This is a genomic window from Streptomyces sp. JLSY215, from assembly GCF_059682825.1.
Genome location: NZ_CM185022.1, coordinates 5,641,973 through 5,662,265 on the forward strand (window position 1 = coordinate 5,641,973; position 20,293 = coordinate 5,662,265).

20 protein-coding genes are annotated in these 20,293 nt (G+C 72.7%); 14 read left to right on the forward strand and 6 right to left on the reverse strand.

Annotated elements, in window-relative coordinates; all coding sequences use genetic code 11:
• Window positions 1-5: 5 nt before the first annotated feature.
• Window positions 6-2,159, reverse strand: a complete 2,154-nt coding sequence (locus tag AC5677_RS25350) for a S9 family peptidase (RefSeq protein ID WP_497190227.1) — start codon at window positions 2,157-2,159, stop codon at window positions 6-8.
• Between the two features lie 230 nt (window positions 2,160-2,389).
• Between AC5677_RS25350 and AC5677_RS25355 the strand changes: the two genes are divergently transcribed.
• The 8 genes from AC5677_RS25355 to AC5677_RS25390 all read left to right on the forward strand — a co-directional run bounded on the left by AC5677_RS25355 (window position 2,390) and on the right by AC5677_RS25390 (window position 10,287).
• Window positions 2,390-2,584: a hypothetical protein gene (locus AC5677_RS25355; protein ID WP_046926170.1), complete on the forward strand. Its 195-nt coding sequence runs from the start codon at window positions 2,390-2,392 to the stop codon at window positions 2,582-2,584.
• A gap of 174 nt (window positions 2,585-2,758) precedes the next feature.
• A complete protein-coding gene (gene mshB / locus AC5677_RS25360; RefSeq protein WP_497190228.1) occupies window positions 2,759-3,727 on the forward strand; it encodes an N-acetyl-1-D-myo-inositol-2-amino-2-deoxy-alpha-D-glucopyranoside deacetylase in 969 nt (322 codons plus the stop codon).
• Window positions 3,724-4,260 (forward strand): DUF6113 family protein, encoded by a 537-nt coding sequence (locus AC5677_RS25365; protein ID WP_497190229.1) that lies wholly within the window; start codon window positions 3,724-3,726, stop codon window positions 4,258-4,260. Before mshB ends, AC5677_RS25365 begins: the two co-directional genes overlap by 4 nt.
• Window positions 4,261-4,472: 212 nt before the next feature.
• Complete coding sequence (locus AC5677_RS25370; RefSeq protein WP_497190230.1) at window positions 4,473-6,605, forward strand: hypothetical protein; 2,133 nt, start codon at window positions 4,473-4,475, stop codon at window positions 6,603-6,605.
• A 198-nt stretch (window positions 6,606-6,803) separates the two neighbouring features.
• Window positions 6,804-7,799: an ABC transporter ATP-binding protein gene (locus tag AC5677_RS25375; RefSeq protein WP_497190231.1), complete on the forward strand. Its 996-nt coding sequence runs from the start codon at window positions 6,804-6,806 to the stop codon at window positions 7,797-7,799.
• Window positions 7,796-8,533 (forward strand): ABC transporter permease, encoded by a 738-nt coding sequence (locus AC5677_RS25380; RefSeq protein ID WP_497190232.1) that lies wholly within the window; start codon window positions 7,796-7,798, stop codon window positions 8,531-8,533. Before AC5677_RS25375 ends, AC5677_RS25380 begins: the two co-directional genes overlap by 4 nt.
• Complete coding sequence (locus tag AC5677_RS25385) at window positions 8,530-9,771, forward strand: sensor histidine kinase (protein ID WP_497190233.1); 1,242 nt, start codon at window positions 8,530-8,532, stop codon at window positions 9,769-9,771. Before AC5677_RS25380 ends, AC5677_RS25385 begins: the two co-directional genes overlap by 4 nt.
• A gap of 114 nt (window positions 9,772-9,885) precedes the next feature.
• Window positions 9,886-10,287 (forward strand): hypothetical protein, encoded by a 402-nt coding sequence (locus AC5677_RS25390; protein WP_497196752.1) that lies wholly within the window; start codon window positions 9,886-9,888, stop codon window positions 10,285-10,287.
• A 115-nt stretch (window positions 10,288-10,402) separates the two neighbouring features.
• On the opposite strand, the gene AC5677_RS25395 is transcribed toward AC5677_RS25390, so the two are convergent.
• Window positions 10,403-10,747, reverse strand: coding sequence for a hypothetical protein (locus AC5677_RS25395; protein ID WP_497190234.1), 345 nt, complete (start codon window positions 10,745-10,747; stop codon window positions 10,403-10,405).
• A 189-nt stretch (window positions 10,748-10,936) separates the two neighbouring features.
• Between AC5677_RS25395 and AC5677_RS25400 the strand changes: the two genes are divergently transcribed.
• The 4 genes from AC5677_RS25400 to AC5677_RS25415 all read left to right on the forward strand — a co-directional run bounded on the left by AC5677_RS25400 (window position 10,937) and on the right by AC5677_RS25415 (window position 14,886).
• Complete coding sequence (locus AC5677_RS25400) at window positions 10,937-11,572, forward strand: response regulator transcription factor (protein WP_497190235.1); 636 nt, start codon at window positions 10,937-10,939, stop codon at window positions 11,570-11,572.
• A gap of 67 nt (window positions 11,573-11,639) precedes the next feature.
• The gene (locus AC5677_RS25405) at window positions 11,640-12,731 is read left to right on the forward strand and encodes a PP2C family protein-serine/threonine phosphatase (protein ID WP_497190236.1); all 1,092 of its coding nucleotides are present in this window, start codon (window positions 11,640-11,642) and stop codon (window positions 12,729-12,731) included.
• Window positions 12,732-12,990: 259 nt separating this feature from the next.
• On the forward strand, window positions 12,991-13,914 hold the full coding sequence (locus AC5677_RS25410) for an NADP-dependent oxidoreductase (protein ID WP_497190237.1): 924 nt from the start codon (window positions 12,991-12,993) through the stop codon (window positions 13,912-13,914).
• A gap of 33 nt (window positions 13,915-13,947) precedes the next feature.
• The gene (locus tag AC5677_RS25415; RefSeq protein WP_497190238.1) at window positions 13,948-14,886 is read left to right on the forward strand and encodes an AraC family transcriptional regulator; all 939 of its coding nucleotides are present in this window, start codon (window positions 13,948-13,950) and stop codon (window positions 14,884-14,886) included.
• A gap of 36 nt (window positions 14,887-14,922) precedes the next feature.
• Here the strand turns inward: AC5677_RS25415 and AC5677_RS25420 are convergent, their stop codons facing one another.
• Both AC5677_RS25420 and AC5677_RS25425 read right to left on the reverse strand, forming a co-directional pair.
• A complete protein-coding gene (locus tag AC5677_RS25420; protein WP_497190239.1) occupies window positions 14,923-15,777 on the reverse strand; it encodes a transglutaminase-like domain-containing protein in 855 nt (284 codons plus the stop codon).
• 15 nt (window positions 15,778-15,792) lie between these two features.
• Window positions 15,793-16,818: a GNAT family N-acetyltransferase gene (locus tag AC5677_RS25425; RefSeq protein WP_497190240.1), complete on the reverse strand. Its 1,026-nt coding sequence runs from the start codon at window positions 16,816-16,818 to the stop codon at window positions 15,793-15,795.
• Window positions 16,819-16,958: 140 nt separating this feature from the next.
• On the opposite strand from AC5677_RS25425, the gene fdxA reads away from it, so the two are divergent.
• Together fdxA and dapC are read left to right on the forward strand one after the other, a co-directional pair.
• Window positions 16,959-17,279, forward strand: a complete 321-nt coding sequence (gene fdxA, locus AC5677_RS25430) for a ferredoxin (protein WP_033319951.1) — start codon at window positions 16,959-16,961, stop codon at window positions 17,277-17,279.
• A gap of 164 nt (window positions 17,280-17,443) precedes the next feature.
• On the forward strand, window positions 17,444-18,541 hold the full coding sequence (dapC, locus tag AC5677_RS25435; protein WP_497190241.1) for a succinyldiaminopimelate transaminase: 1,098 nt from the start codon (window positions 17,444-17,446) through the stop codon (window positions 18,539-18,541).
• Window positions 18,542-18,619: 78 nt separating this feature from the next.
• On the opposite strand, the gene AC5677_RS25440 is transcribed toward dapC, so the two are convergent.
• Both AC5677_RS25440 and AC5677_RS25445 read right to left on the reverse strand, forming a co-directional pair.
• Entirely contained in the window at window positions 18,620-19,054 is a 435-nt protein-coding gene (locus AC5677_RS25440; protein WP_497190242.1) for an ATP-binding protein, read from the reverse strand.
• A gap of 302 nt (window positions 19,055-19,356) precedes the next feature.
• Window positions 19,357-20,286 carry a VldE C-terminal domain-containing protein gene (locus AC5677_RS25445; RefSeq protein WP_497190243.1) on the reverse strand — a complete coding sequence of 310 codons (930 nt, stop codon included), beginning with the start codon at window positions 20,284-20,286 and terminating at the stop codon, window positions 19,357-19,359.
• Between the last annotated feature and the right edge of the window lie 7 nt (window positions 20,287-20,293).

The following is a 20,293-nucleotide window of genomic DNA, read 5'->3' on the forward strand; positions in this document are numbered from 1 at the left end:
CCCCGTCACTCCATCCCCAGCGACCTCTTGAGGAAGTCCACTTCGAGGAGCAGCAGATTTTCGGCCACCTGCTCCTGGGGGGTCATATGGGTCACGCCGGACAGCGGCAGCACCTCGTGCGGGCGGCCCGCCGCGAGCAGTGCGGCCGACAGCCGCAGCGAGTGCGCCACCACCACATTGTCGTCCGCCAGCCCGTGCACGATCAGCAGCGGCCGGTGCGGCTCCACCGCCCCCGACAGCCCCTCGTCCGTGACCAGCGAATTCTCGGCGTAGACCGCGGGCTCCTCCTCCGGGTGCCCCAGGTACCGCTCCTGATAGTGGGTGTCGTACAGCCGCAGATCGGTGACCGGCGCGCCCACCACCGCGGCATGGAAGACATCCGGGCGGCGCAGCGCGGCGAGCCCCGCCAGATAGCCGCCGAACGACCAGCCCCGGATCGCAACCCGCCCCAGGTCGAAGGGAAAGGATCCGGCCAATGCCTGGAGCGCGTCGACCTGGTCCTCCAGAACGACCGAGGCGAGGTTCCTGGACACCGCCTTCTCCCAGCCGGGCGAGCGCCCCGGGGTGCCCCGGCCGTCCGCGACCAGCACCGCGAACCCCTGGTCGGCGAACCACTGGGACGTCAGATAGGCGTTGTGCGCGGCGACGACCCGCTGGCCGTGCGGACCGCCGTACGGGTCGAGCAGCACCGGCAGCGGGCCGTCGCCGTCCTGGTAGCCGCTGGGCAGCACCACCGCGCACGGGATCTCCCGGTCGCCGGCCGTCGTGAAGCGGGGGCGGGCGGAGAGCACCGGCCGCTCGGCGTACGACGCGATCGAGGCGAGCGTCTTCTCGCCGCCGTCCGCGTCGAGCCGGACCACCTCGACCTGGGCGCCGGGCCGCTCCGGTGACGCCTGCGAGAGCACCATCACCGCCCCGCCGCGCACCGCGGAGGACACCGTCGGCCCCGGCCGCTCGCCGATCCGCTCCCAGCCGCCCTGGTCGCCGCTGCCGCGGAACCAGGCACGGAAGACACCGATGTCCTTCATGTCCGTGCCGCTCGCGGAGAAGAGGACATCGTCCTCGCCGATGTCCAGTACGGCGCGGACGTGCAGCGGCGCGCCGGTCAGCGGGCGGTCCCCCACGAACAGCTTGCGCGCCCCGCCCTCGTCCGCGATCCGTACGAGGCGGCCGTCCGGCGTCCAGGCGGGCGTCCCGGGGAACGGCTCGACCCATGCCTCGTCGTCGTCCTCGTGCACCGTGCGGGTCGCGCCGGTCGCGGTGTCGACGGCCAGATAGCGCTGGTCGCGCTGATCGCGGGACTGCACCAGCAGCAGCGGGGGACCGGCCGCCGACCAGTGGACCCGCGCCAGATACGGGTAGCGCTCATGGTCCCAGGTCACGTCCGTACGGGAGCCGTCCAGGCCGAGCAGCGCCAGCGTGACCACGGCGTTGGGGGTACCCGCCGCGGGGTAGGCGACGCGGGCGGGCTCGCGGTCCGGATGCGCGGGGTCGGCGATCCACCAGCGCCGCACCGGGGAGTTGTCGACCCGGGCGGCCAGCACCTGGTCGCTCTGCGGGGACCACCAGTAGCCCCGATGGCGGCCCATCTCCTCGGCGGCGATGAACTCCGCCAGCCCCCAGGTGACCTCGCTGCCGTCCGGTTCGGCGAGCACCAGGTCCTTGCCGTTCTCCGCGCCGTCCGCCGCGATCACCCGCAGCCGGCCCTCCGTCACATAGGCCACATGCCGGCCGTCCGGTGACGGCCGCGGGTCCACCACCGGTCCCTGGGCCGGGAGTTCACGCGTGGTGCCGGCCCGCAGCTCGCAGACGAAGAGCCGGCCGGAGAGGGCGAACGCCGCCAACTCCACCGCGGCGTCCACCGCATAGTCGACGATGCCCGCCGAGCCCTCCCGGCTGCGCTCGCGGCGCGCCCGCTCCTGCGCGGTGAGTTCCTCGTCCGCCCCGGCCAGCAGCGTCCCGGGGTCGGCGGCCGTGAACTCCCGTCCCTCGTCCAGGTCGAGGACCCACAGCCGCTGCGCCCGGTCGGTGCCGCCGGGGGAGCGGAGGAAGACGACGCGGGCGCCGTCGGGCGAGAGGGAGTAGCCGCGCGGGGCGCCGAGTGTGAAGCGCTGCGTACGGGCGTACTGCCGGGGAAAGGAAGGCTGTCCGGTCGTCATGCGCCGAGCCTAGAGGGGCGTGGACGCGTGGTGGTCGCACTCGCGAAGATTGCGTGCGCCCCTCCTCTGCTCCCGTGCACCGACTTATGCGCTCGGACGGAAAGTTATGATCCCTTGCGCGTCGTGGGTACGGGGTAAAGAGCCCATGGCATACCCGGTGTGCGGGTCGTCGAGGCGGTCCGTGTGCCATCAACTCTGTCCCTTCCGTGCGTACTTGGAGGTGAGCCGCCGTGGCACTCTCGATTTCGGCGGTGGTGCTGCTGGCGATCATCGTCTTCTTGCTTGTCAAGAAGTCCGGGCTGAAGGCTGCGCATGCGTTTGTCTGCATGCTGCTGGGCTTCTATCTGGCCAGCTCGTCCATCGCCCCGACGGTCAAGCAACTGACGACGAACGTCGCCAGCATGCTCGGCAACATCAAGTTCTGACGCGTCGCGTCCCGGCGCGCGGCGTTCCGGAGGGCGGCGTCCCGGCATCTCGCCGTGGGGCCGCCCCGTGTCCGCGCGCAGGGGGGCGCCGGGCGTCCGTACCCCGATCGGGCGTATGGACGGCGACCGGGATCGCCTACCGACGGCGGGGCGGACGGCTCGTAGGCTGTCCGCATGACCTCCCGCCCGTCGCCCACCACCGCCCCTCGCAGTGACCTCCCTGCTCGCCGCCTGCTGCTGGTGCACGCGCACCCGGACGACGAGTCGATCAACAATGGCGTGACCATGGCCAAGTACGCCGCCGAGGGCGCGCTGGTCACGCTGGTGACCTGCACACTCGGAGAAGAGGGCGAGGTCATCCCGGCCGAGCTCGCCCATCTCGCACCCGACCGCGACGACACCCTCGGCGCGCACCGCGTCGGCGAGCTGGCCGCCGCCATGGCCGCCCTCGGCGTCACCGACCACCGCTTCCTCGGCGGCGCCGGCCGCTACCGCGACTCCGGAATGATGGGCGCGCCCCAGAACGACCGGCCCCACGCCTTCTGGCAGGCCGATCTCGACGAGGCCGCCGCCCATCTGGTGGCCGTCATCCGCGAGATCCGCCCACAGGTCCTCGTGGCATATGACCCGAATGGCGGATACGGCCACCCCGACCACATCCAGGCGCACCGCGTCGCGATGCGGGGCGCGGAGCTTGCCGGGCAGGCGGAATTCCGGCCCGATCTGGGCCCGGCGTACGCGATCGGGAAGATCTACTGGAACTGCAACGCCCGCTCGGACGTCGAGGAGGGCTTCGCACGGCTGACGGCGGCCGGCGTCAGCTTCCCCGGGATCGCCTCCGTGGACGACGTCCCGGGCGTGGTGCCGGACGCGGATGTCACGGCGTCCATCGCCGGCGGCCCGGTCCACGCGGCCGCCAAGGCCGAGGCGATGCGCGCCCACTACACCCAGATCGCGGTCGACGGGCCGTTCTTCGCGCTCTCCAACGACTTGGGGCAGCCGCTGTTCGGCAGCGAGCATTATCAGCTGGTGCACGGCGAACCGGGTGTCCCGGAGGGCGAGCGCGAGGACGATCTCTTCGCGGGCCTCGCCGTCGGCGCGGACAACGGCGAGAGCGTCCGGATCGAGGAGGCCGCGGAATGAGCAACGGAAAGGGCGGCGGCGCAGGCAACGGCGCCAACGGGACCAACGGGGCGAAGGGCGCCAACGGGGCCGACGGCGCCCGCCGGTCACGGGCCGGCGCCGGCAACAGCTCCGCCGCGCGCACCGTGCCGCCGCGCCCCGCCAACGGAATGTCCGCGCCGGTGACGCCCGGCCGTATCGGCATATACGTGCTGTTGCTGGTCGCGGGCGTGCTGGTCGCACTCGCCGGGACCCTCGTCCAAGCGGCGTGGTTCCCGGGCGGGTTGCTGCTGGCGCTGGCCGGGGTCGGCGGGCTCTTCTACGGCGGGGTCACCGCGACCGGCACCCTGGCCGGCGCCCTGATCCCGGGCGCGGGCTGGCTGGTGACCCTGGTCCTGCTGCTCGGCAACGTCCGGCCCGAGGGGGACTTCCTGTTCGGCGCCGGCGTCAGTTCGTCGCTCTTCCTGGGGGGCGGCAGCCTTCTGGCTGTGATCTGTGCCACCGTCGCGCTGCGGCGGGCTACGGGCGTACCGCACGGCCCAGTTGGCGGATGACGTGGTCCATACCAGGACGGATGCCGCGCGGTCCCCGGTGAACGATTCGGGTGCCGGGGGTTCGCCCGTGCCGGCGGTGTTCGTACGCTCTTCGGGTGTCCGTCGGCGGCGGACAGTATGGTGGTGCGCGCCGCCGCGCCGCCCTGGGGGCACCTCCCGGTCTGAGGCCGGGGATCTCTGACGAGCGGCGGAGCCAACCGGGAGAACCTGCTTTGAGTCGTGAATCTGACAGTTCGTCCTCCGGCCCCCAGAGCCGTGGCGGAGCCGCGTACCCCTCGGGCACGCAGCCGTACGGCTCGCCCGGGGGAGACGCCGACGAGGCCGCGGCCCAGCCGCAGGAGCCGAAGACCGAGACCACACTGACGACGCGGATCAAGATCAACATTCCGGGGTCCCGCCCCATCCCGCCGGTCGTCGTGCGCAAGCCTGTCGGTGAGGAGTCCGGCATGAACGCATCGGCCGCACCCGGCGGCCCCGCCGGGTCCCGGGGCGCGCCCGGTGCCGAACGCGGCGCCGAGCGTACGGCGAACACCCCGCGGCCCGAGGCCCCGGCGGCGGACGCCGCGCCCGCGGGCGGCCCCGGCGACAAGACGAGCGACTGGTTCGCGCCGCGCAAGCCGGGCTCCGGCGCCGGCGGCGGATCGTCGAGCACCGGGTCGCATCCGGCGCCGTCCGTGCCCTCCGGCACGACGCCGCCGCGCGGACCCTCGGGCGCGAACCCCCCGCAGCGCCCCGATCTGCCCTACTTCTCCGACGGCCAGGCCGCTCCGGGCGGCGCTTCGCCGTTCGACACCGGGGTGCCGCAGGGCGGTGCGCCGTTCGGCGGCTCGCCGTTCGACGGCGCCGCGCACGGCGGGGGCTCACCGTTCGACGGGCCCGCCACGCCCGCACGTGAGCACAGCCCCTTCGATTCCCCGATGGCCGGCGCGGCCGGCACCCCCGCGCCCCCGGCCGGCCCGACGACCGGACCGGCGCGCGGCGACAGCGCGCTGGGCCTGCCGCCCGGCTTCCGCGACCCCGAGGCCGGGGCGCCCGCCCGGCCCGACGACACCGCCGAGCTGACCCCGCAGCCCGCGGCGCCCCCGCTGGCGGGCCCCGGCAGCGGCATCGGCGTCACCGGCGGCATCTCGGGCGGACTGCCCGGCAGCGCGGCCGCCACGGCGCCCGGCGCAGCGAAGAAGAGCGGCCGCAAGGGCGGCATCCCCGGGGCCGTCGGCGCCGGTGACGGTGCGCCCGGAGCGAGGGTCTCCGGCGACACGCTGGTCAGCGGCATTCCGGCGACCTCCGACGGCCCGTCGGCCCCGTCTCCGTTCGCGTCCGGCCCGGCCGACGCCGGGGAGAGCGCCGCGACGCCGCCGCGCCGCAAGATCCCCGAGCCGATCAAGCCCGCCAAGAAGGGCCGCAACAAGATCGTCCTGGCGGGCGTCGGCCTGGTGGCCCTGGTCGGTGTCGCCTACGGCGCCGGTCTGCTGCTCGACCACGCCGATGTGCCCAACGGCACCACCGCGCTCGGCGTCGACATCGGCGGCATGACGAAGGACGACGCCGTCAAGCAGCTGGAGAAGGAGCTGGGGGACCGGCGGACCGCGCCGCTCAAGCTCACCGTCGGCGGCCGGCCCGTCACGCTCCAGCCCGCACAGGCCGGTCTGGACATCGACCTGCAGGCCACGGTCCGCAATGCCGCCGGACGGGACTACAACCCCGTCTCCGTCATCGGCTCGCTGTTCGGCGGCACCCGTGTCGCCAGCCCGACGATGATCGTCGACCAGGAGAAGCTCGGGGTCGCGCTGCAGAGCGTGGCGGGGTCCGCGGGCGGCGCCAAGGACGGCGGGATCACCTTCGAGAACGGCAAGGCCGTGCCGCACTACGGAGCCCCGTACAAGTCGGTCGACACCGCCGCGTCCAAGACCAAGATCTCCGACGCGTACCGCGAACGCGCCTCGACCGGCACCGACACCCCCGTCGCGCTGGCCGCCACCACCCAGCAGCCGAAGGTCAGCAAGGCCGCGGTGGACGAGGCGATGAAGCTCTACGCCGAGCCCGCGATGTCCGGCCTGGTGACGGTCCGTACGGACGCGACGCACTCGGTCGCCTTCAGCCCGCAGAAGTCGATCCCGAAGTTCCTTTCGATCGCGCCCGACCCCCAGGGCAAGCTGACGCTGAAGTACGACCTGCCGGCCCTCCGGCAGCTCTACGGCGACCTGTTCAACGGCGTGACGGTCACCACCGGCAGCGGCGCCAAGAAGCCGGTCACCGTCAACATGGTGGCGAGCGCGGTGGGCAAGGCGCTGCAGGGGCGCACGCCCGCCGAGCGGGTCCAGACGATCGGCGCCGACGCCCCGTGACGGTGGCGCGGTGACGGGCGTTCCGTGACGGGCGTCCTATGACGGGCGTCCTGTGACGGTGGCAGAAGTGCAGGTGGAGGCCCCCTCGGGGGATTCCTCAGGGAATCCCCTAGGGGGCCTCACCCATGACAGATGTCATGACAGAGTCCCTACACACGACACTGCCGGTCGGCCCGCGGATGCCGGAAGCTCAATGGCATGACGACGACAGCCACCTCCACAGCCGGCACCGCGCAGGCCGCGGGCCCGGCGCCCGTGGTCAGCTTCCGGGGAGTGAGCAAAAGCTACGGCGCGGTGCGCGCGGTGGCCGATCTGGACCTGGAGCTGTACCCGGGCGAGACCGTCGCCCTCCTGGGGCCGAACGGCGCCGGCAAGTCCTCCACCCTCGACCTGCTCCTGGGGCTGCGCAGCCCCGACTCCGGCAGCCTCTCGCTGTTCGGGACGACCCCGCAGCGCGCGATAGCGCAGGGCAAGGTCGGCGCGATGCTGCAGAGCGGCGGCCTGATGGAGGGGGTGAAGGTCAAGGAGCTGGTGAGGCTGGCCCGCGATCTGCATCCCCATGGCCATCCCGTCGACCAGATCCTGGCCACCGCCGGCATCACGGACATCGCCGACCGCCTCGTCGACAAGCTCTCCGGCGGCCAGGAGCAGCGGGTGCGCTTCGCCCTCGCCACCGCCGGCGCCAACGACCTGATCGTTCTGGACGAGCCGACCACCGGCATGGACGTCTCCTCCCGGCAGACCTTCTGGGGCGCGATGCGCCGGCAGGCCCAGGAGGGCCGTACGGTCCTCTTCGCCACCCACTACCTCGAAGAGGCCGACGAGATCGCCGACCGGGTCATAGTGCTGCACCGGGGCCGGGTGCTGGCCGACGGCACGGCCGCCGAGATCAAGGCGCGGGCCGGCGCCCGCCGGATCACCTTCGACCTGGAGGGGCCGATCGACCACGATGCACTGTCGGGCCTGCCGTTCCTGACCTCCCTGTCCGTGTCCGACGCCGGCTCCGCCGCGGGCTCGGGGCGTACGGTCCGCATCCAGTCCCAGGACGCCGACGCGACCGTGCATGCGCTCTACGGCCTCGGCCTCTACCCCCGCAATCTCGAGGTCTCCGGCCTCGGCCTGGAGCAGGCCTTCATCGCCATCACCACGGCATCCGACGCGACCCCCGCCACCGCCGAGGAGGCGGCCCGATGACCACCCTGATCAAGCTCGAGATCGTCCGCGCGCTGCGCAACGGGAAGTTCATGTTCTTCTCGGTGATCTATCCGCCGGCGCTGTATCTGATCATCGCGGGCGGTGCGGACAGCAAGCCGATCCCCGGTATGAAGCTGGACATGGGCCTCTATTTCATGGTGTCCATGGCAGCATTCGGTGCCATGACGGCCGTTCTGCTGGGCAACAGCGAGCGCATCGCCAAGGAGCGCGAGAAGGGGTGGGTGCGCCAGCTGCGGCTGACGGCCCTGCCCGGCCGTGGATATGTCGCCGCCAAGATGGGCGCCGCGGCGACCGTCAGCCTCCCCTCGATCGTGCTGGTCATGATCGTCGCCGCCGCGGTCAAGGGCGTCCGGCTCGAGGCCTGGCAGTGGATAGCCATCGCGGGCGGCACCTGGCTCGGCAGCTTCGTCTTCGCCGCCCTGGGCGTCGCCATCGGCTATATGGCCACCGGTGACGCGGTCCGCCCGATCGCGATGCTCATCTACTTCGGCCTGGCGTTCCTCGGCGGCCTGTGGATGCCGCTGACGATCCTGCCGGAGTGGGTCCAGAACATCGCGGAGTGGCTGCCGACGCATGCCTACGCCGCACTCGGCACCGCGGTCGAGGCCGGAGGCGCGCCGCATCTGAAGGACGTGGCCATCCTGGCCGGCTATCTGCTGGTCTTCGCCGGTGGCGCGGCCTGGCTCTACCGGAAGGACACCCGCAAGGCATGAACGCGCCGGAGGCCGGGCGGAACCCGGTCATGATCGGGATGGCCCCCCGCAACCGCAGGCAGCGGCTGACCAAGTCCATCTGGATCGCCATCTGGTTCCTCTACCTGGCCGGTCCCGTGGGGCAGCTGCTCGACGGCACGATGTCCGCGTCCCACGAGGCGCTGGGCTGGAGCGGGCTCCTCGTCTTCGTGGGCGTCTACTACGCCCTGGTCTTCCGGCACATGATCCATCTGCCGACGCACGGACACCTGGTGCGCTGGCTGGTGGCCTTCCTGGCGGTGCTCGCCGGGTTCCTGTCCTCCACGCTCGGCTCCAACTGGCTGGTGCTGTTCACCTTCGTCTGCGTCGCCGCCGCGGTGACGCTGCCCTTCTCCCTGTCGCGGTGGGCCATCCCGGCGCTGACCGCCGCGCTCGTCGTCATCGGGATGCGCTACGAAAACGTGCGGATCTACCTCTTCGCCTATGCCCTGCCCTGCCTGCTGAGCGGCTTCGCCATGGTCGGGGTGCAGCATCTGATCCGTACGACGGCCGAACTCCGCGCCGCCCGCGAGGAGGTCGCCCGCCTCGCCGCCAACGACGAGCGACTGCGCCTGGCCCGCGATCTGCACGACCTGCTCGGCCACTCCCTCTCCCTGATCACGCTCAAGAGCGAGCTGGCCGGACGGATGCTGCCCGCCTCCCCGGAGGAGGCCGCCCAGCAGGTCGCCGACATCGAGCGGGTCAGCCGGCAGGCGCTGGTCGACGTCCGCGAGGCGGTCACCGGATACCGCCGGCCGCGGCTCGCCGTCGAGCTGGCCGGGGTGCGCGCGGCGCTGCGCACGGCCGGTGTCGAGGTCACCGTCGACCCGGCCCTGGAGGCCGAGCAGCACGGCCTCGCCATCGATGAGGAGGGGGCGCTGGCCTGGGCGCTGCGCGAGGCGGCCACCAATGTCGTACGGCACAGCGGCGCCCGCCACTGCGAGCTGCTGCTCACCGAGGAGTGGGAATCCGACGAGCGGCGCTATCTGTGTCTGTCGGTGCTCGACGACGGCGCGGGCCCGCCCCGCGCCCTGCACGACGGCAACGGCCTCAGCGGCCTGCGCGAACGCCTCGCGCTCGCCGACGGCCGCCTGGAGACCGGCCCCGCACCACGGGGCCGCGGCTTCGCCCTGCGGGCCTACGTCCCCCTCGGCGGCCCGGCGCCATCCGGCGGCGGCACCACCGGCACGGCCGCCGGAGTCGTTGGGCCACATGGCTGAAATTCCCCATCGAGGGTTTGAGTTCCTGCGGTTCGACGGCGTGGCGCCCGGACATCGACAGCACGATATGTCTGACACGCGAGGACCGAGGCGAGGAGCGCCGTGAGAAGACTTGTGCAGGCGGGCAGCGTGATCGGGGCGTGCGGCATCATGCTGCTCGGTTCCGGAACTGCCCGTGCCCAGACCGAGCCGTCCCTGTTGGAGGCCGCGGTGGGTGCCGACCTCGCTGATGTGACGGGCATGGTCTCCAACACCATGTGCGACAACCGTCTCGCCGACTTCAACTACAAGTCGCCGCAGCTCAAATCGCCGCATCCGTGCATCAACGGGCCCGTGCGCAGCGGAAACAGCTGGCACAGCGGCAATTTCATCAACAGAGGGAATCCGAACAACAGCGGAAATCTCACCAGCACGAACGGTTCCAACAACAGCGGCAATTCCGCATCGGGCAACACCGCGGGCAGCGACAACAACCTCCAGCGGCTCCTCGGCGGCCTCGGCCACTTCCGGCGCTGACCACAGGCGACGGGATCCCGCCGCGGATCCGGCCCAGAAACGCCCCCGGCCCGGGATCTCCCGGGCCGGGGGCGTTCGTACGCCCGGTGCCCCCGAGGGGGCACCGGAGGCCCGCTCAGTGGTTCTGCATGTTGTTCTCGCTGCCCGACTCGTTCCCGTTGCCGGTGTTGCCGGCGTCGGACGCGCCGGTGGTGATGGTGGGGCTGCCGCTGTTGTTCGCGGAGCCGCCGATGTAGATGTTCTCGCCGTTCTTGACGTTGCCGCTCTTCACCGGCCCGTTGATGCAGACCCTCGCCCGATGCTTGCAGAGGAGGATGGAGTTCATCTCGACCCAGGTGTCGCCATTGGCCGACCCCCCGTCGAACCCGTCCCACGCCAGTGCGGGCGTCGCGCCGCCCAGCGCCAGGAGCACCCCGCAGGCGCCTGCGAGCAGATGGTTGATGCGTGCCGAATTCTTCACGGTGCGGTCCTGCCCCTCACGTTTGATAAGCCGCAGTCTTGCTATCGGGCGAGCCACCGCCCGCCAAGCCTGACCCCCGGCCCGCTCCCGTATTCACCCGCGCAGGCCGCCGGATTCACCGTGACGGCTCTCCCCTCCGTCAACGCCGGGACGGTACCGGCCCCCGAATGCGCTCGTTACCCTGGGTGCATGACTGACCCGGACGGCGAGCGGCCCCCGACATCCGTACGACTTCTCCTCGCCGAGGACCAGTCGATGGTCCGCGAGGCGCTGGCCGCCCTGCTGTCCCTCGAACCGGATCTGGAGGTCGTCGCCCAGGCGGCCCGTGGCGACGAGGTACTCCCGGCGGCCCGCGCCCATGCGGTGGACGTCGCCCTGCTGGACATCGAGATGCCCGGCAGCAGCGGCCTGGACGCCGCGGCCGCGCTGCGGGCGGAGTTCCCCGCCGTCCGGATCGTCATCCTCACCACCTTCGGCCGCCCCGGCTATCTGCGCCGCGCCATGGAGTCCGGGGCCGACGCCTTCCTGGTCAAGGACGCCCCGGCGGCCCGGCTCGCGGACGCCGTACGACGCGTACTGCGCGGCGAGCGGGTCATCGACCCGGCCCTGGCCGCGGCCGCGCTCGCCGACGGCGCCAGCCCGCTGACCGACCGGGAGCGCGAGGTGCTGCGGATGGCCGACGTCGCCACCAACGCCGAGATGGCCGCCGCCCTGTGCCTCTCCCAGGGCACGGTCCGTAACTACCTCTCCCTCGCCATCCAGAAGACCGGCGCCCGCAACCGCGCCGAGGCGGTCCGCACGGCCCGCGACAAGGGCTGGCTGTAGCCCCGCGGCCCCTGAGGACCTTCGTCCCTGTGCACCGCCGCCCCCCGTCCCGCAGTCTTGAACTGTTATGCCCCACACCCGCCCACCGGAGAGCGGCCGCCGGGCCGCCCTCCTGCTGATCCTCGCCATCGCGGTCGTCGTGGCAGTGGACGCGACGACCGGCCCGGAGCTGCACATCTCCTCGTTCATGGGCATCGCCCCGCTGGTGGCCGCGCTCCGCTGCTCGTACCGCTGGACGGTGGTGGTGGCGGCGGTCTACGTCGGGTGCCTGACGTACGTCGACATCCTGACCGTGCCCGACTGGGCCCCGGCCAGCCGGGTCGTCGGGGTCTTCGGCGCGGTCCTGGTGGCCGTCTTCGCACTGGTGCTGTGCCGCACGAGGCTGGAGCGCGAGGCGCTGCACGCCCGTACAAGCCTGGTCGCCGACACGGTGCAGCGCGCCGTCCTGCGCGAGCTGCCGCTGCGCGCCGGGTCCGTCGAGGCGCACGGCTTCTATGTCTCCGCCCAGGAGGGTGCCCGCGTCGGCGGCGACATCTTCGAGGCCGTCGACACCCGGCACGGGCTGCGGCTGATGATCGGCGACGTCCAGGGCAAGGGCATGCCGGCCATCGGCGCGGGCCTGGAGGTGCTCGCCTCGTTCCGGGAGGCCGCCCAGTACCAGGACTCGCTGGAGTCCGTCGCCGGGCGCATGGAACAGGCGCTGACCCGCTACAACACCCGCTCCGCCGAGCAGGGCACCGACGAGCGTTTCGTGACGGCGCTGCTGATGGAGGTGCGCGGGCCGGACGAGGGCCGGGTGCTCTCCTGCGGCCATATCCCGTACTACCTGGTGCGCGACGGGCTGGTGTACGAGCGCAGCGACGGCGAGGGCGGGCTGCCGCTGGGCCTGGGCACGCTGGGCGGCGAGCCGCGCCGCAGCGTGCGCGTCCGCCCCCGGCACGACGACTGGGTCGTGCTGTGCACCGACGGGGTGACCGAGGCCCGCGGCGCGGACGGTGCCTTCTACCCCCTGCGTGAGCGGCTGGCCGCCTGGACCCGGCTGTCCCCCGCGGAACTGGCCCGCACGCTGCGCGCCGACCTGGAGGACTTCACCGGCGGCGATCTCAAGGACGATGCCACGGCGCTGATCGTGTCCCGCACCGGGCAGGCATCGGCCTGAGACCGGGGGTCTAAGGGCCTGAGGGGTCCAATAGGCCCGAGGGGTCCAACAGGCCCGAGGTGCCTGAGAGGCCTGTAGGACGCGTATGGCAGGACACGTATGGCCGAGAGTGCCCCTCTGCAAGACGCTGGGACATGTAGCCGAGACGGAAGGCTATTCTGCGGCTCATTCGATCTCCCTAGGGTTGAAGACATCAAGCAGCTCACCGAGCAGCCCACCGAGCCGGACAGCAACCGGACGAAACCCAGGGAGAGTTACCGTGCGTGCAGTGATCCAGAAGTCCTTCGGCGGCCCCGAGGTCCTCGAGGTCGTGGAGACCGAGCGGCCGAAGCCGCTGTCCGGCGAGGTCCTCGTCAAGGTCCACGCCAGCGCCGTCAACCCGGTGGACGTGGCCGTCAGGTCCGGCGCCCTCCCGCTGCTCGGCGAGCCGCCGTTCGGCGTGGGCTGGGACATCTCCGGGGTGGTCGAGGAGGCCGGCCCCGGCGCCAGATTCGCGGTCGGCGACGAGGTGTACGGGATGCCGTTCTTCCCCCGCGCCGCCAACGGCTACGCCGAGTACGTCGCCGTCCCCTCCCGCCAGGTGGCCCGTAAGCCCGCCTCGCTCGACCACGTGCACGCCGCCGCCGTCCCCCTCGCGGCGCTCACGGCCTGGCAGGGCCTGGTGCAGGCGGCGGGCGTCAAGGAGGGCGACCGGGTCCTGATCCAGCGGGCGGCCGGCGGCGTCGGCCACTTCGCGGTGCAGATCGCGAAGGCCCGCGGCGCCCATGTGATCGCCATCGCCAGCGCGGCCCGGCACGACTTCGTCCGCGGCCTCGGCGCCGACGAGGTCATCGACTACCGCACCACCGACTTCACCGAGACCGTCAAGGACGTCGACGTGGTCCTCGACTCCATGGCCCAGGGCGATCTCTCGCTCGGGGTGCTGCGCCCCGGCGGCGTGCTCATCAGCATCCTGGAACACGGCAACCCGGAGCTCGCCGCGCGCGTCGAGGCGGCCGGACGGCGCTTCGCCGGCATCTCGGTCGAGCCGGACTACGCCGCGCTCGAAGCGATCACCGAGCTGATCGACGCGGGCCTGATCCGCCCGTACGTCGAGGAGACGTTCCCGCTGGAGGAGGCCGGCAAGGCACATGAGCGGATCGCCTCGGGGCACGTACAGGGCAAGATTGTCCTGACGGTCTGACCCCGACGGGCCGCACCAGGGAGGCGAGGCCGGATGGACATCCTCAGCGAGGCGCTGGCCTCGATGCGCACGGGACACCCGGCGTCCGTACGGACCAACGGCCGCGCCCCCTGGGGCCTGCGGCTGCCGCCGGTCGCCGGCGCCGGCTTCCATGTCGTGCTGTACGGGACCTGCTGGCTGATCCCCCTCAGCGATGCGTCACCGCATCCGGAGCCGATCCCGCTGAGCCCCGGCGACGTGGTCTTCCTGCGCGACGGGCAGAGCCACATCCTCGCCGACCACCCCTCCACCCCGGCCGAGGAGCCCACGGACGAGGAGTTCCACGGGGGATCCCCGATCGGCTCCGTCACCATCGGCGGCGAGGGCCCCGAGACCAGCCTGCTCTGCGGCAACTACCACCTGGACCAGGGCTGCCCGCACCCCCTGGTGCGCCAGCTGCCCGAGGTGATCCACCTGCCGACGCGGCACGGCCGCCATCCGGAGCTGAGCGCCGCCGTCCAGCTCCTCGGCTCCGAGCTGGAGAACCCCCGCATCGGCTCGGACGGCATCGTCCCCAGCCTGATCGACTCGCTGCTCCTCTACATCCTGCGGGCCTGGCTGGACGATCAGCCCCCGGCCGCCGCCCGGGGCTGGGCGGCGGCCCTGGGTGACCCGGCGGTGGCGCCCGCCCTGACGGCCCTGCACGACGACCCCTCGGTCCAGTGGACGGTCGAGGCGCTGGCCGAACGGGCCGGGCTCTCCCGCGCCGCCTTCGCCCGGCGCTTCACCTCGCTGGTGGGCGAACCGCCGATGGCCTATCTGACCCGCTGGCGCATGACGACCGCCGCCCGTCTGCTGCGCGAGTCCGACGCCCCGCTGTCGACGGTCGCCACCCGCACCGGATACGGCTCGGAGTTCGCCTTCGCCAAGGCCTTCAAGCGGGAGTACGGCCTGGCCCCGGGCGGCTACCGACGCCAGGCCAGGGCGGCCTAGGCGGCGTCCGGCGGCTCGATGCACCCGTCCGAGGCGTCAGTTGAGCATCGCGCGGGCCGCCGCGGCCTGCCGTCGGAGCGCGGTCGCCGCCGCCGGATCGAGCGCTTCCACCACCCGGGCGTACTCCTCCAGCTCCTCCGCCCCCGCCGTGAACTCCCCGCGCTGGACGAGCAGTTGGGCCCGCTCATGGCGCAGCCGCGCCGGATGGCTGGGCAGCAGCAGCGACAGGTCCAGCGCCCACAGCTGTACGGCGCTGTGCTCGGGGCGGGCCTGCGCCCAGGCCCGGATGTTGTTGAGGATCCGCAGCACGATCTCCAGCGGATCGGCGGGCGTGAGCATCCGCTCGGTCAGCTCCTCGCCGGTGGCACCCCGTACCAACAGCGCCGCGTCCGCCTCGCCGAGCGGCCGCCCGCCCGTGAACGGGTCCACCAGCACATGCGCCCCGTAGGGGTCGCCGAAGCCGACGACGAAATGCCCCGGCAGCGCCACCCCGTACACCGGCGCCCCGGCCCGCCGCGCGACCTCCGTCCACACCACCGACAGCAGGATCGGCAGGCCCCGGCGGCGCCGCAGCACCTCGTGCAGCAGCGACGATTCCAGCCGCCGGTAATCGGCGGGCGAGCCGCCGAAGCCGCACCGGGTGCCGAGCAGCTCGGCGAGATTACGGGCCCAGGCGCCGGGGCCGCCCGAAGGGGAATAGGGGAGCAGTCCGGCCAGCCGGTCCAGTTCGATCTGGGCCTCGTCGATGCCCGCCTCGTCCAGCGCCGGGTCGGCCTCCGCGGCGATCAGCAGGCACAGCAGGGCGAGGTCGGGCCTCTGGGCACGGGCGGCCTCGGCGAACTGCTGCCGCCGCGCGGCGCGGGCGCCGTCCGCCTCCGGTTCCTTGGCCATGGCAGGGATACCCGTTCAGCCCGCGGCGCCGGGCAGGGCGCGCCGGTAGTGGTAGCCGTGGTGGTCGGTGAACCCGAGCCGGTCGTAGAGCGCACCGGCCTCGTCGTTGTCCGCCTCGACCTGGAGATACGCGGCCGAGGCGCCCTCCTGGAGAGCCCGTTCGGCGAGCGCCGCCATCACCTGCGTCGCCAGCCCCTGGCGCCGGTGCGCCGCGGCCACCTCTATGGCCGCGAAGCCCGCCCAGCGGCCGTCGATCACGACCCGGCCGATCGCCGCCGTGCCGCCGTCCGCCGCCGGCACCGTCGCGAACCACACCGAGGGCCCGCCGGTCAACACCTTCAGCGCGTCCGCGGAGGGCCCGCCGCTGTCCCCGGTGCGGTTGTAGAGGGCCAGCCACTGCGCGCCCGGCTCCCGGGACAGGGCGACGCGGGAGGCGGCCTCCGCGGCGGGAGTGTCGGCGAGCGGCGCCAGCGCGGAGATCCGGAATCGGGTGTGCCGCTCGGCGGCCCAGTCGCGCCGGTCCAGCTCCGCGGCGAGCGCGTCGGCACCGTCCGCCCGCCCGGTGGGGACCACGATCACCGGCGGCAGCCCGCGCGCCCCGTACCACCGGCCGATCCGCTCCAGCGCCGCGTCCAGGGGGAGACCGGGGTCGCCGAGGGGCAGGACGGAGTTGGCCCGCCGGGTGAAGCCGCCGGATGCGCGCAGCGTCCACTCCCCGAGAGCCTCCGTCTCCAGGGCGGGCCAGCCGCGGGCCGCCACGGTCTGGAGCTCGCGGACGGAGGCGGCCGGAACCTTCCGCCGCGCCGGAGCCGCGGGCACGACCTTGCCCGCCACCAGCGACGCCTCGTCGATCCGCACCGTCTCGCCGTTGCGCCGTGTGATGCTCAGCACACCGGCATCCCAGGATGTGAGAACGCCGACCGCGTCCGTGAACGCGGCCTCCCCCTGACCGCCTCCGGTCAGACGCCGAACGGATACCCTTTTCCCCACGTCAGCAAGGGTGATCCGGACTTCCGCGCGACCGCCGGCCATGAATTCCATCGCTCTTCCCGCCCCTCTTGTTCGTCTCCTGCCCGGGAACGGAGATACTAGGTGGCGGGCATCGACGACGCCGCGCTCCCGCGCGCCCAGCGGCGGTACTGCCTATCGGACCGCCGGCCCTACTGAGGAGGAACGACAGCGTGACCTACGTCATCGCGCAGCCTTGTGTCGACGTCAAGGACAAGGCATGCATCGAGGAGTGCCCCGTCGACTGCATCTACGAGGGTTCCCGGTCCTTGTACATCCACCCGGACGAATGTGTCGACTGTGGTGCGTGTGAGCCGGTGTGCCCCGTCGAGGCGATTTTCTACGAGGACGACACTCCGGAAGAGTGGAAGGACTACTACAAGGCGAATGTGGAGTTCTTCGACGAGCTCGGTTCGCCCGGTGGCGCCAGCAAGCTCGGCCTGATCGAGCGCGACCACCCCTTCATCGCAGAGCTGCCGCCGCAGAACCAGTAACACCCCCGGGGGACCGGGAGGGCGCCCGTCCGCTCCCTCCCGCCTCCGAGGTCGACAGCGGTCGCACGGCGCCGCCCGGTCCCGTACGGCCCTGATGCCGTACGGGACCGAGGCGTTTCACGCCGCGGCCCGCGTCACCCCGCCCGAGAAAGTGAGCACCGATAGTGGGCGCAGTCTCATCCCGCCTCCCTGTCTTCCCCTGGGACCGGCTGGAGCCGTACAAGACCACCGCCGCCGCGCACGCCGACGGCATCGTCGACCTGTCGGTCGGCACCCCGGTCGACCCCGTGCCCGCGGTGATCCAGCAGGCCCTGACCGACGCGGCGAACAGCCACGGCTATCCGACGGTGTGGGGCACGGCCGCGCTGCGTGACGCGCTCACCGGCTGGGCCGCCGAGCGCCTGGGCGCCCGCGGCCTGGAGCACACCAATGTGCTGCCGGTCGTCGGCTCGAAGGAGCTGGTGGCCTGGCTGCCGACCCAGCTGGGCCTGGGCGCCGGCGACAAGGTCGCCTACCCGCGCCTGGCCTACCCGACGTACGAGGTCGGCGCCCGGCTGGCCGGCGCCGAGCCCGTCGCCTACGACGAGCCGACCGACCTGGACCCGGCCGGGCTGAAGCTGCTCTGGCTCAACTCCCCCTCCAACCCCACCGGCCGCGTCCTGACCGCCGACGAGCTGCGGCGCACCGTCGCCTGGGCCCGCGAACACGGCGTGCTGATCTTCAGCGACGAGTGCTACCTGGAGCTGGGCTGGGAGGCCGACCCGGTCTCCGTGCTGCACCCGGACATCTGCGGCGGCTCCTACGACGGCATCGTCGCCGTCCACTCCCTCTCCAAGCGCTCCAACCTGGCGGGCTACCGCGCGGCCTTCCTGGCCGGTGACGCCGCCGTCCTGGGCGAGCTGCTGCAGATCCGCAAGCACGGCGGCATGATGGTCGCCGCGCCCGTCCAGGCCGCCACCGTCGCCGCGCTGGGCGACACCGTCCACGTCACCGAGCAGCGTGCGCGCTACGCCCGCCGCCGCGCCGCGCTGCGCACCGCCTTCGAGGCGGCCGGATTCCGTATCGAGCACAGCGAGGCCTCGCTCTACCTCTGGGCGACCCGCGACGAGCCCTGCTGGGACACCGTCGGCGACCTCGCCAAGCGCGGCATCCTGGTGGCCCCCGGCGAGTTCTACGGGCCCGCGGGCGAGCGGTTCGTACGGATCGCCTTCACCGCCACCGACGAGCGGGTGGACGCCGCGGTGCGCCGCCTGGCGGAGTGAGGCGCGCCCGAGGACGACAACGCGCCGGGGCCCGGGGAGATCCACTCTCCCCGGGCCCCGGCGCGTGGCGCGAAGGCGTCAGCCGCCGATCGGCATGCCACCGATCAGGCCGTGCGTGTGGGCGAGCGCACCGCGGGCCGCTTCGGGGGCCAGCGTGTCGGCCGCGACGCCCTTCTTGGCGACCCCGCGGGCGACACCCTTGGCCTTCTGGGCGCTGGACTGCGCGAGCGGCACGGCCTTGGCGGCCACCGGGGTGGCGGCCTTGACCAGCGACGGGGCGAGGTTCGTGGCGGTCTGCTTGCCGACCTCGCTGACCAGGCCGACGCCGGTCTTCGCCGTGCTGTCCAGGACCTGGCCGGCGCTCGCGGAGTCCAGGGTGGTCAGTCCGCCCATGTCGGGTGCCTTGGGCAGGGTCGCGGCCTCGGCGGAGCCGGCCGCCGCCACCACGGGAGCGGCACCTGCGGCAACGAGCAGGGCGGCTCGGGCGATCCGACGCGAAACGGGGAGGGACATGGTGCTCCTTTTACGGAGAGGGACTGGTACTTCTGACAGATGTGCCATGTCCGCCGGGCGGACGCAGTGACTACCGCGTCAGGCCCTGGAAGGTTGCGGTGAACGCAGGTAAAGAGTTGGTAACGCGTCACATAATCGGCCGCGGACGAAGAGGGGCAATCCGTCCACCGCTCGCGGGCATGCGGAAACGTCACGGCCCTTGCGCCACAAGGAAATTGCCGTCACGGGCGACGCCCGGCCGAACAACTCCCGCTTCATCGAAGGGAATTGGCGGCCACTCCTCTTTCGGGTGACCCGGCGGACTATTGCGCGGTGACGAGGCGAACGCCGTCGGCGCCCGCACCGGAAGCCTCCGGCCGCTTCTGCCAGCCCTTCCCCGAATCGGCCGCCGACCACATACGCCCGGCATAAGAGATCTGTTCGATACGCAGCTCCGCGGAGTGCGCCATCGCCCAGGCGGCCAGCTCCCAGCCGCGCCGCACGGGGTCGTCGCCGGCCGGCGCCCCGTCCCGCTGCACCGGCACCGTCATGCTGCGCACACCGGCCGCCGACCGGCCCCCGGCGCCGTCCGTCCGCGGCAGCACCTCGGGCCCGAACTCCCGCACCAGCTTCTCCCGCACCTTCGCGACGCCGCCGGTCTTCCCGTCCACCGGGCGGCTCTGGCTGCACACCAGCGCCGCATGATCGCGGCCGGTCAGCGCCCCGGTGAGCCGCGCGGCGTTCGCCTCGTGCTTCGCGTACGCCTGCGGATAGCCGCTGCGCTGCACCTTCTGCGCGGCGGCGGTCAGCGGCAGCCGGGAGTAGCCGGGCACCTTCGCCAGATGCGTGTAGAACTCCCCGGCCGAATAGACCGGGTCCATGATCTGCTTGACCGTGCCCCAGTCCTGCGACGGCCGCTGCTGGAAGAGACCGACCGAGTCCCGGTCGCCGAAGTCGATGTTGCGCAGCCCCGACTCCTGCATGGCGGTCGCCAGCGCGATCGTCACCGCCCGCTCCGGCAGCCCCCGCGAGGACGCCACCGCCGCGATCGTCGCGGCGTTCGCCGCCTGCTCGGGGGTCAGCTCGTACGGCTTGTCGTCGCCCTCGGCCTGCACCACGCACTGCGGCGCACCGGGACCGCCCGTGACGTACTGCACGACCAGATAGACGACCAGCCCGATCAGTACGGCGACGGCCGAGGCGATACGCCAGCGGCGCTTACGGGGGACGAGGGCTTTGGGCTGGGCGGACACGGCCCCA

Coding starts and splice junctions, on each gene's coding strand:
- AC5677_RS25440 (WP_497190242.1), bottom strand. CDS start 19,054: ATGTCCCTCCCCGTTTCGCGTCGGATCGCCCGAGCCGCCCTGCTCGTT.
- AC5677_RS25425 (WP_497190240.1), bottom strand. CDS start 16,818: ATGGAATTCATGGCCGGCGGTCGCGCGGAAGTCCGGATCACCCTTGCT.
- AC5677_RS25385 (WP_497190233.1), top strand. CDS start 8,530: ATGAACGCGCCGGAGGCCGGGCGGAACCCGGTCATGATCGGGATGGCC.
- AC5677_RS25420 (WP_497190239.1), bottom strand. CDS start 15,777: ATGGCCAAGGAACCGGAGGCGGACGGCGCCCGCGCCGCGCGGCGGCAG.
- AC5677_RS25400 (WP_497190235.1), top strand. CDS start 10,937: ATGACTGACCCGGACGGCGAGCGGCCCCCGACATCCGTACGACTTCTC.
- AC5677_RS25405 (WP_497190236.1), top strand. CDS start 11,640: ATGCCCCACACCCGCCCACCGGAGAGCGGCCGCCGGGCCGCCCTCCTG.
- AC5677_RS25415 (WP_497190238.1), top strand. CDS start 13,948: ATGGACATCCTCAGCGAGGCGCTGGCCTCGATGCGCACGGGACACCCG.
- AC5677_RS25380 (WP_497190232.1), top strand. CDS start 7,796: ATGACCACCCTGATCAAGCTCGAGATCGTCCGCGCGCTGCGCAACGGG.
- AC5677_RS25365 (WP_497190229.1), top strand. CDS start 3,724: ATGAGCAACGGAAAGGGCGGCGGCGCAGGCAACGGCGCCAACGGGACC.
- AC5677_RS25350 (WP_497190227.1), bottom strand. CDS start 2,159: ATGACGACCGGACAGCCTTCCTTTCCCCGGCAGTACGCCCGTACGCAG.
- mshB (WP_497190228.1), top strand. CDS start 2,759: ATGACCTCCCGCCCGTCGCCCACCACCGCCCCTCGCAGTGACCTCCCT.
- AC5677_RS25375 (WP_497190231.1), top strand. CDS start 6,804: ATGACGACGACAGCCACCTCCACAGCCGGCACCGCGCAGGCCGCGGGC.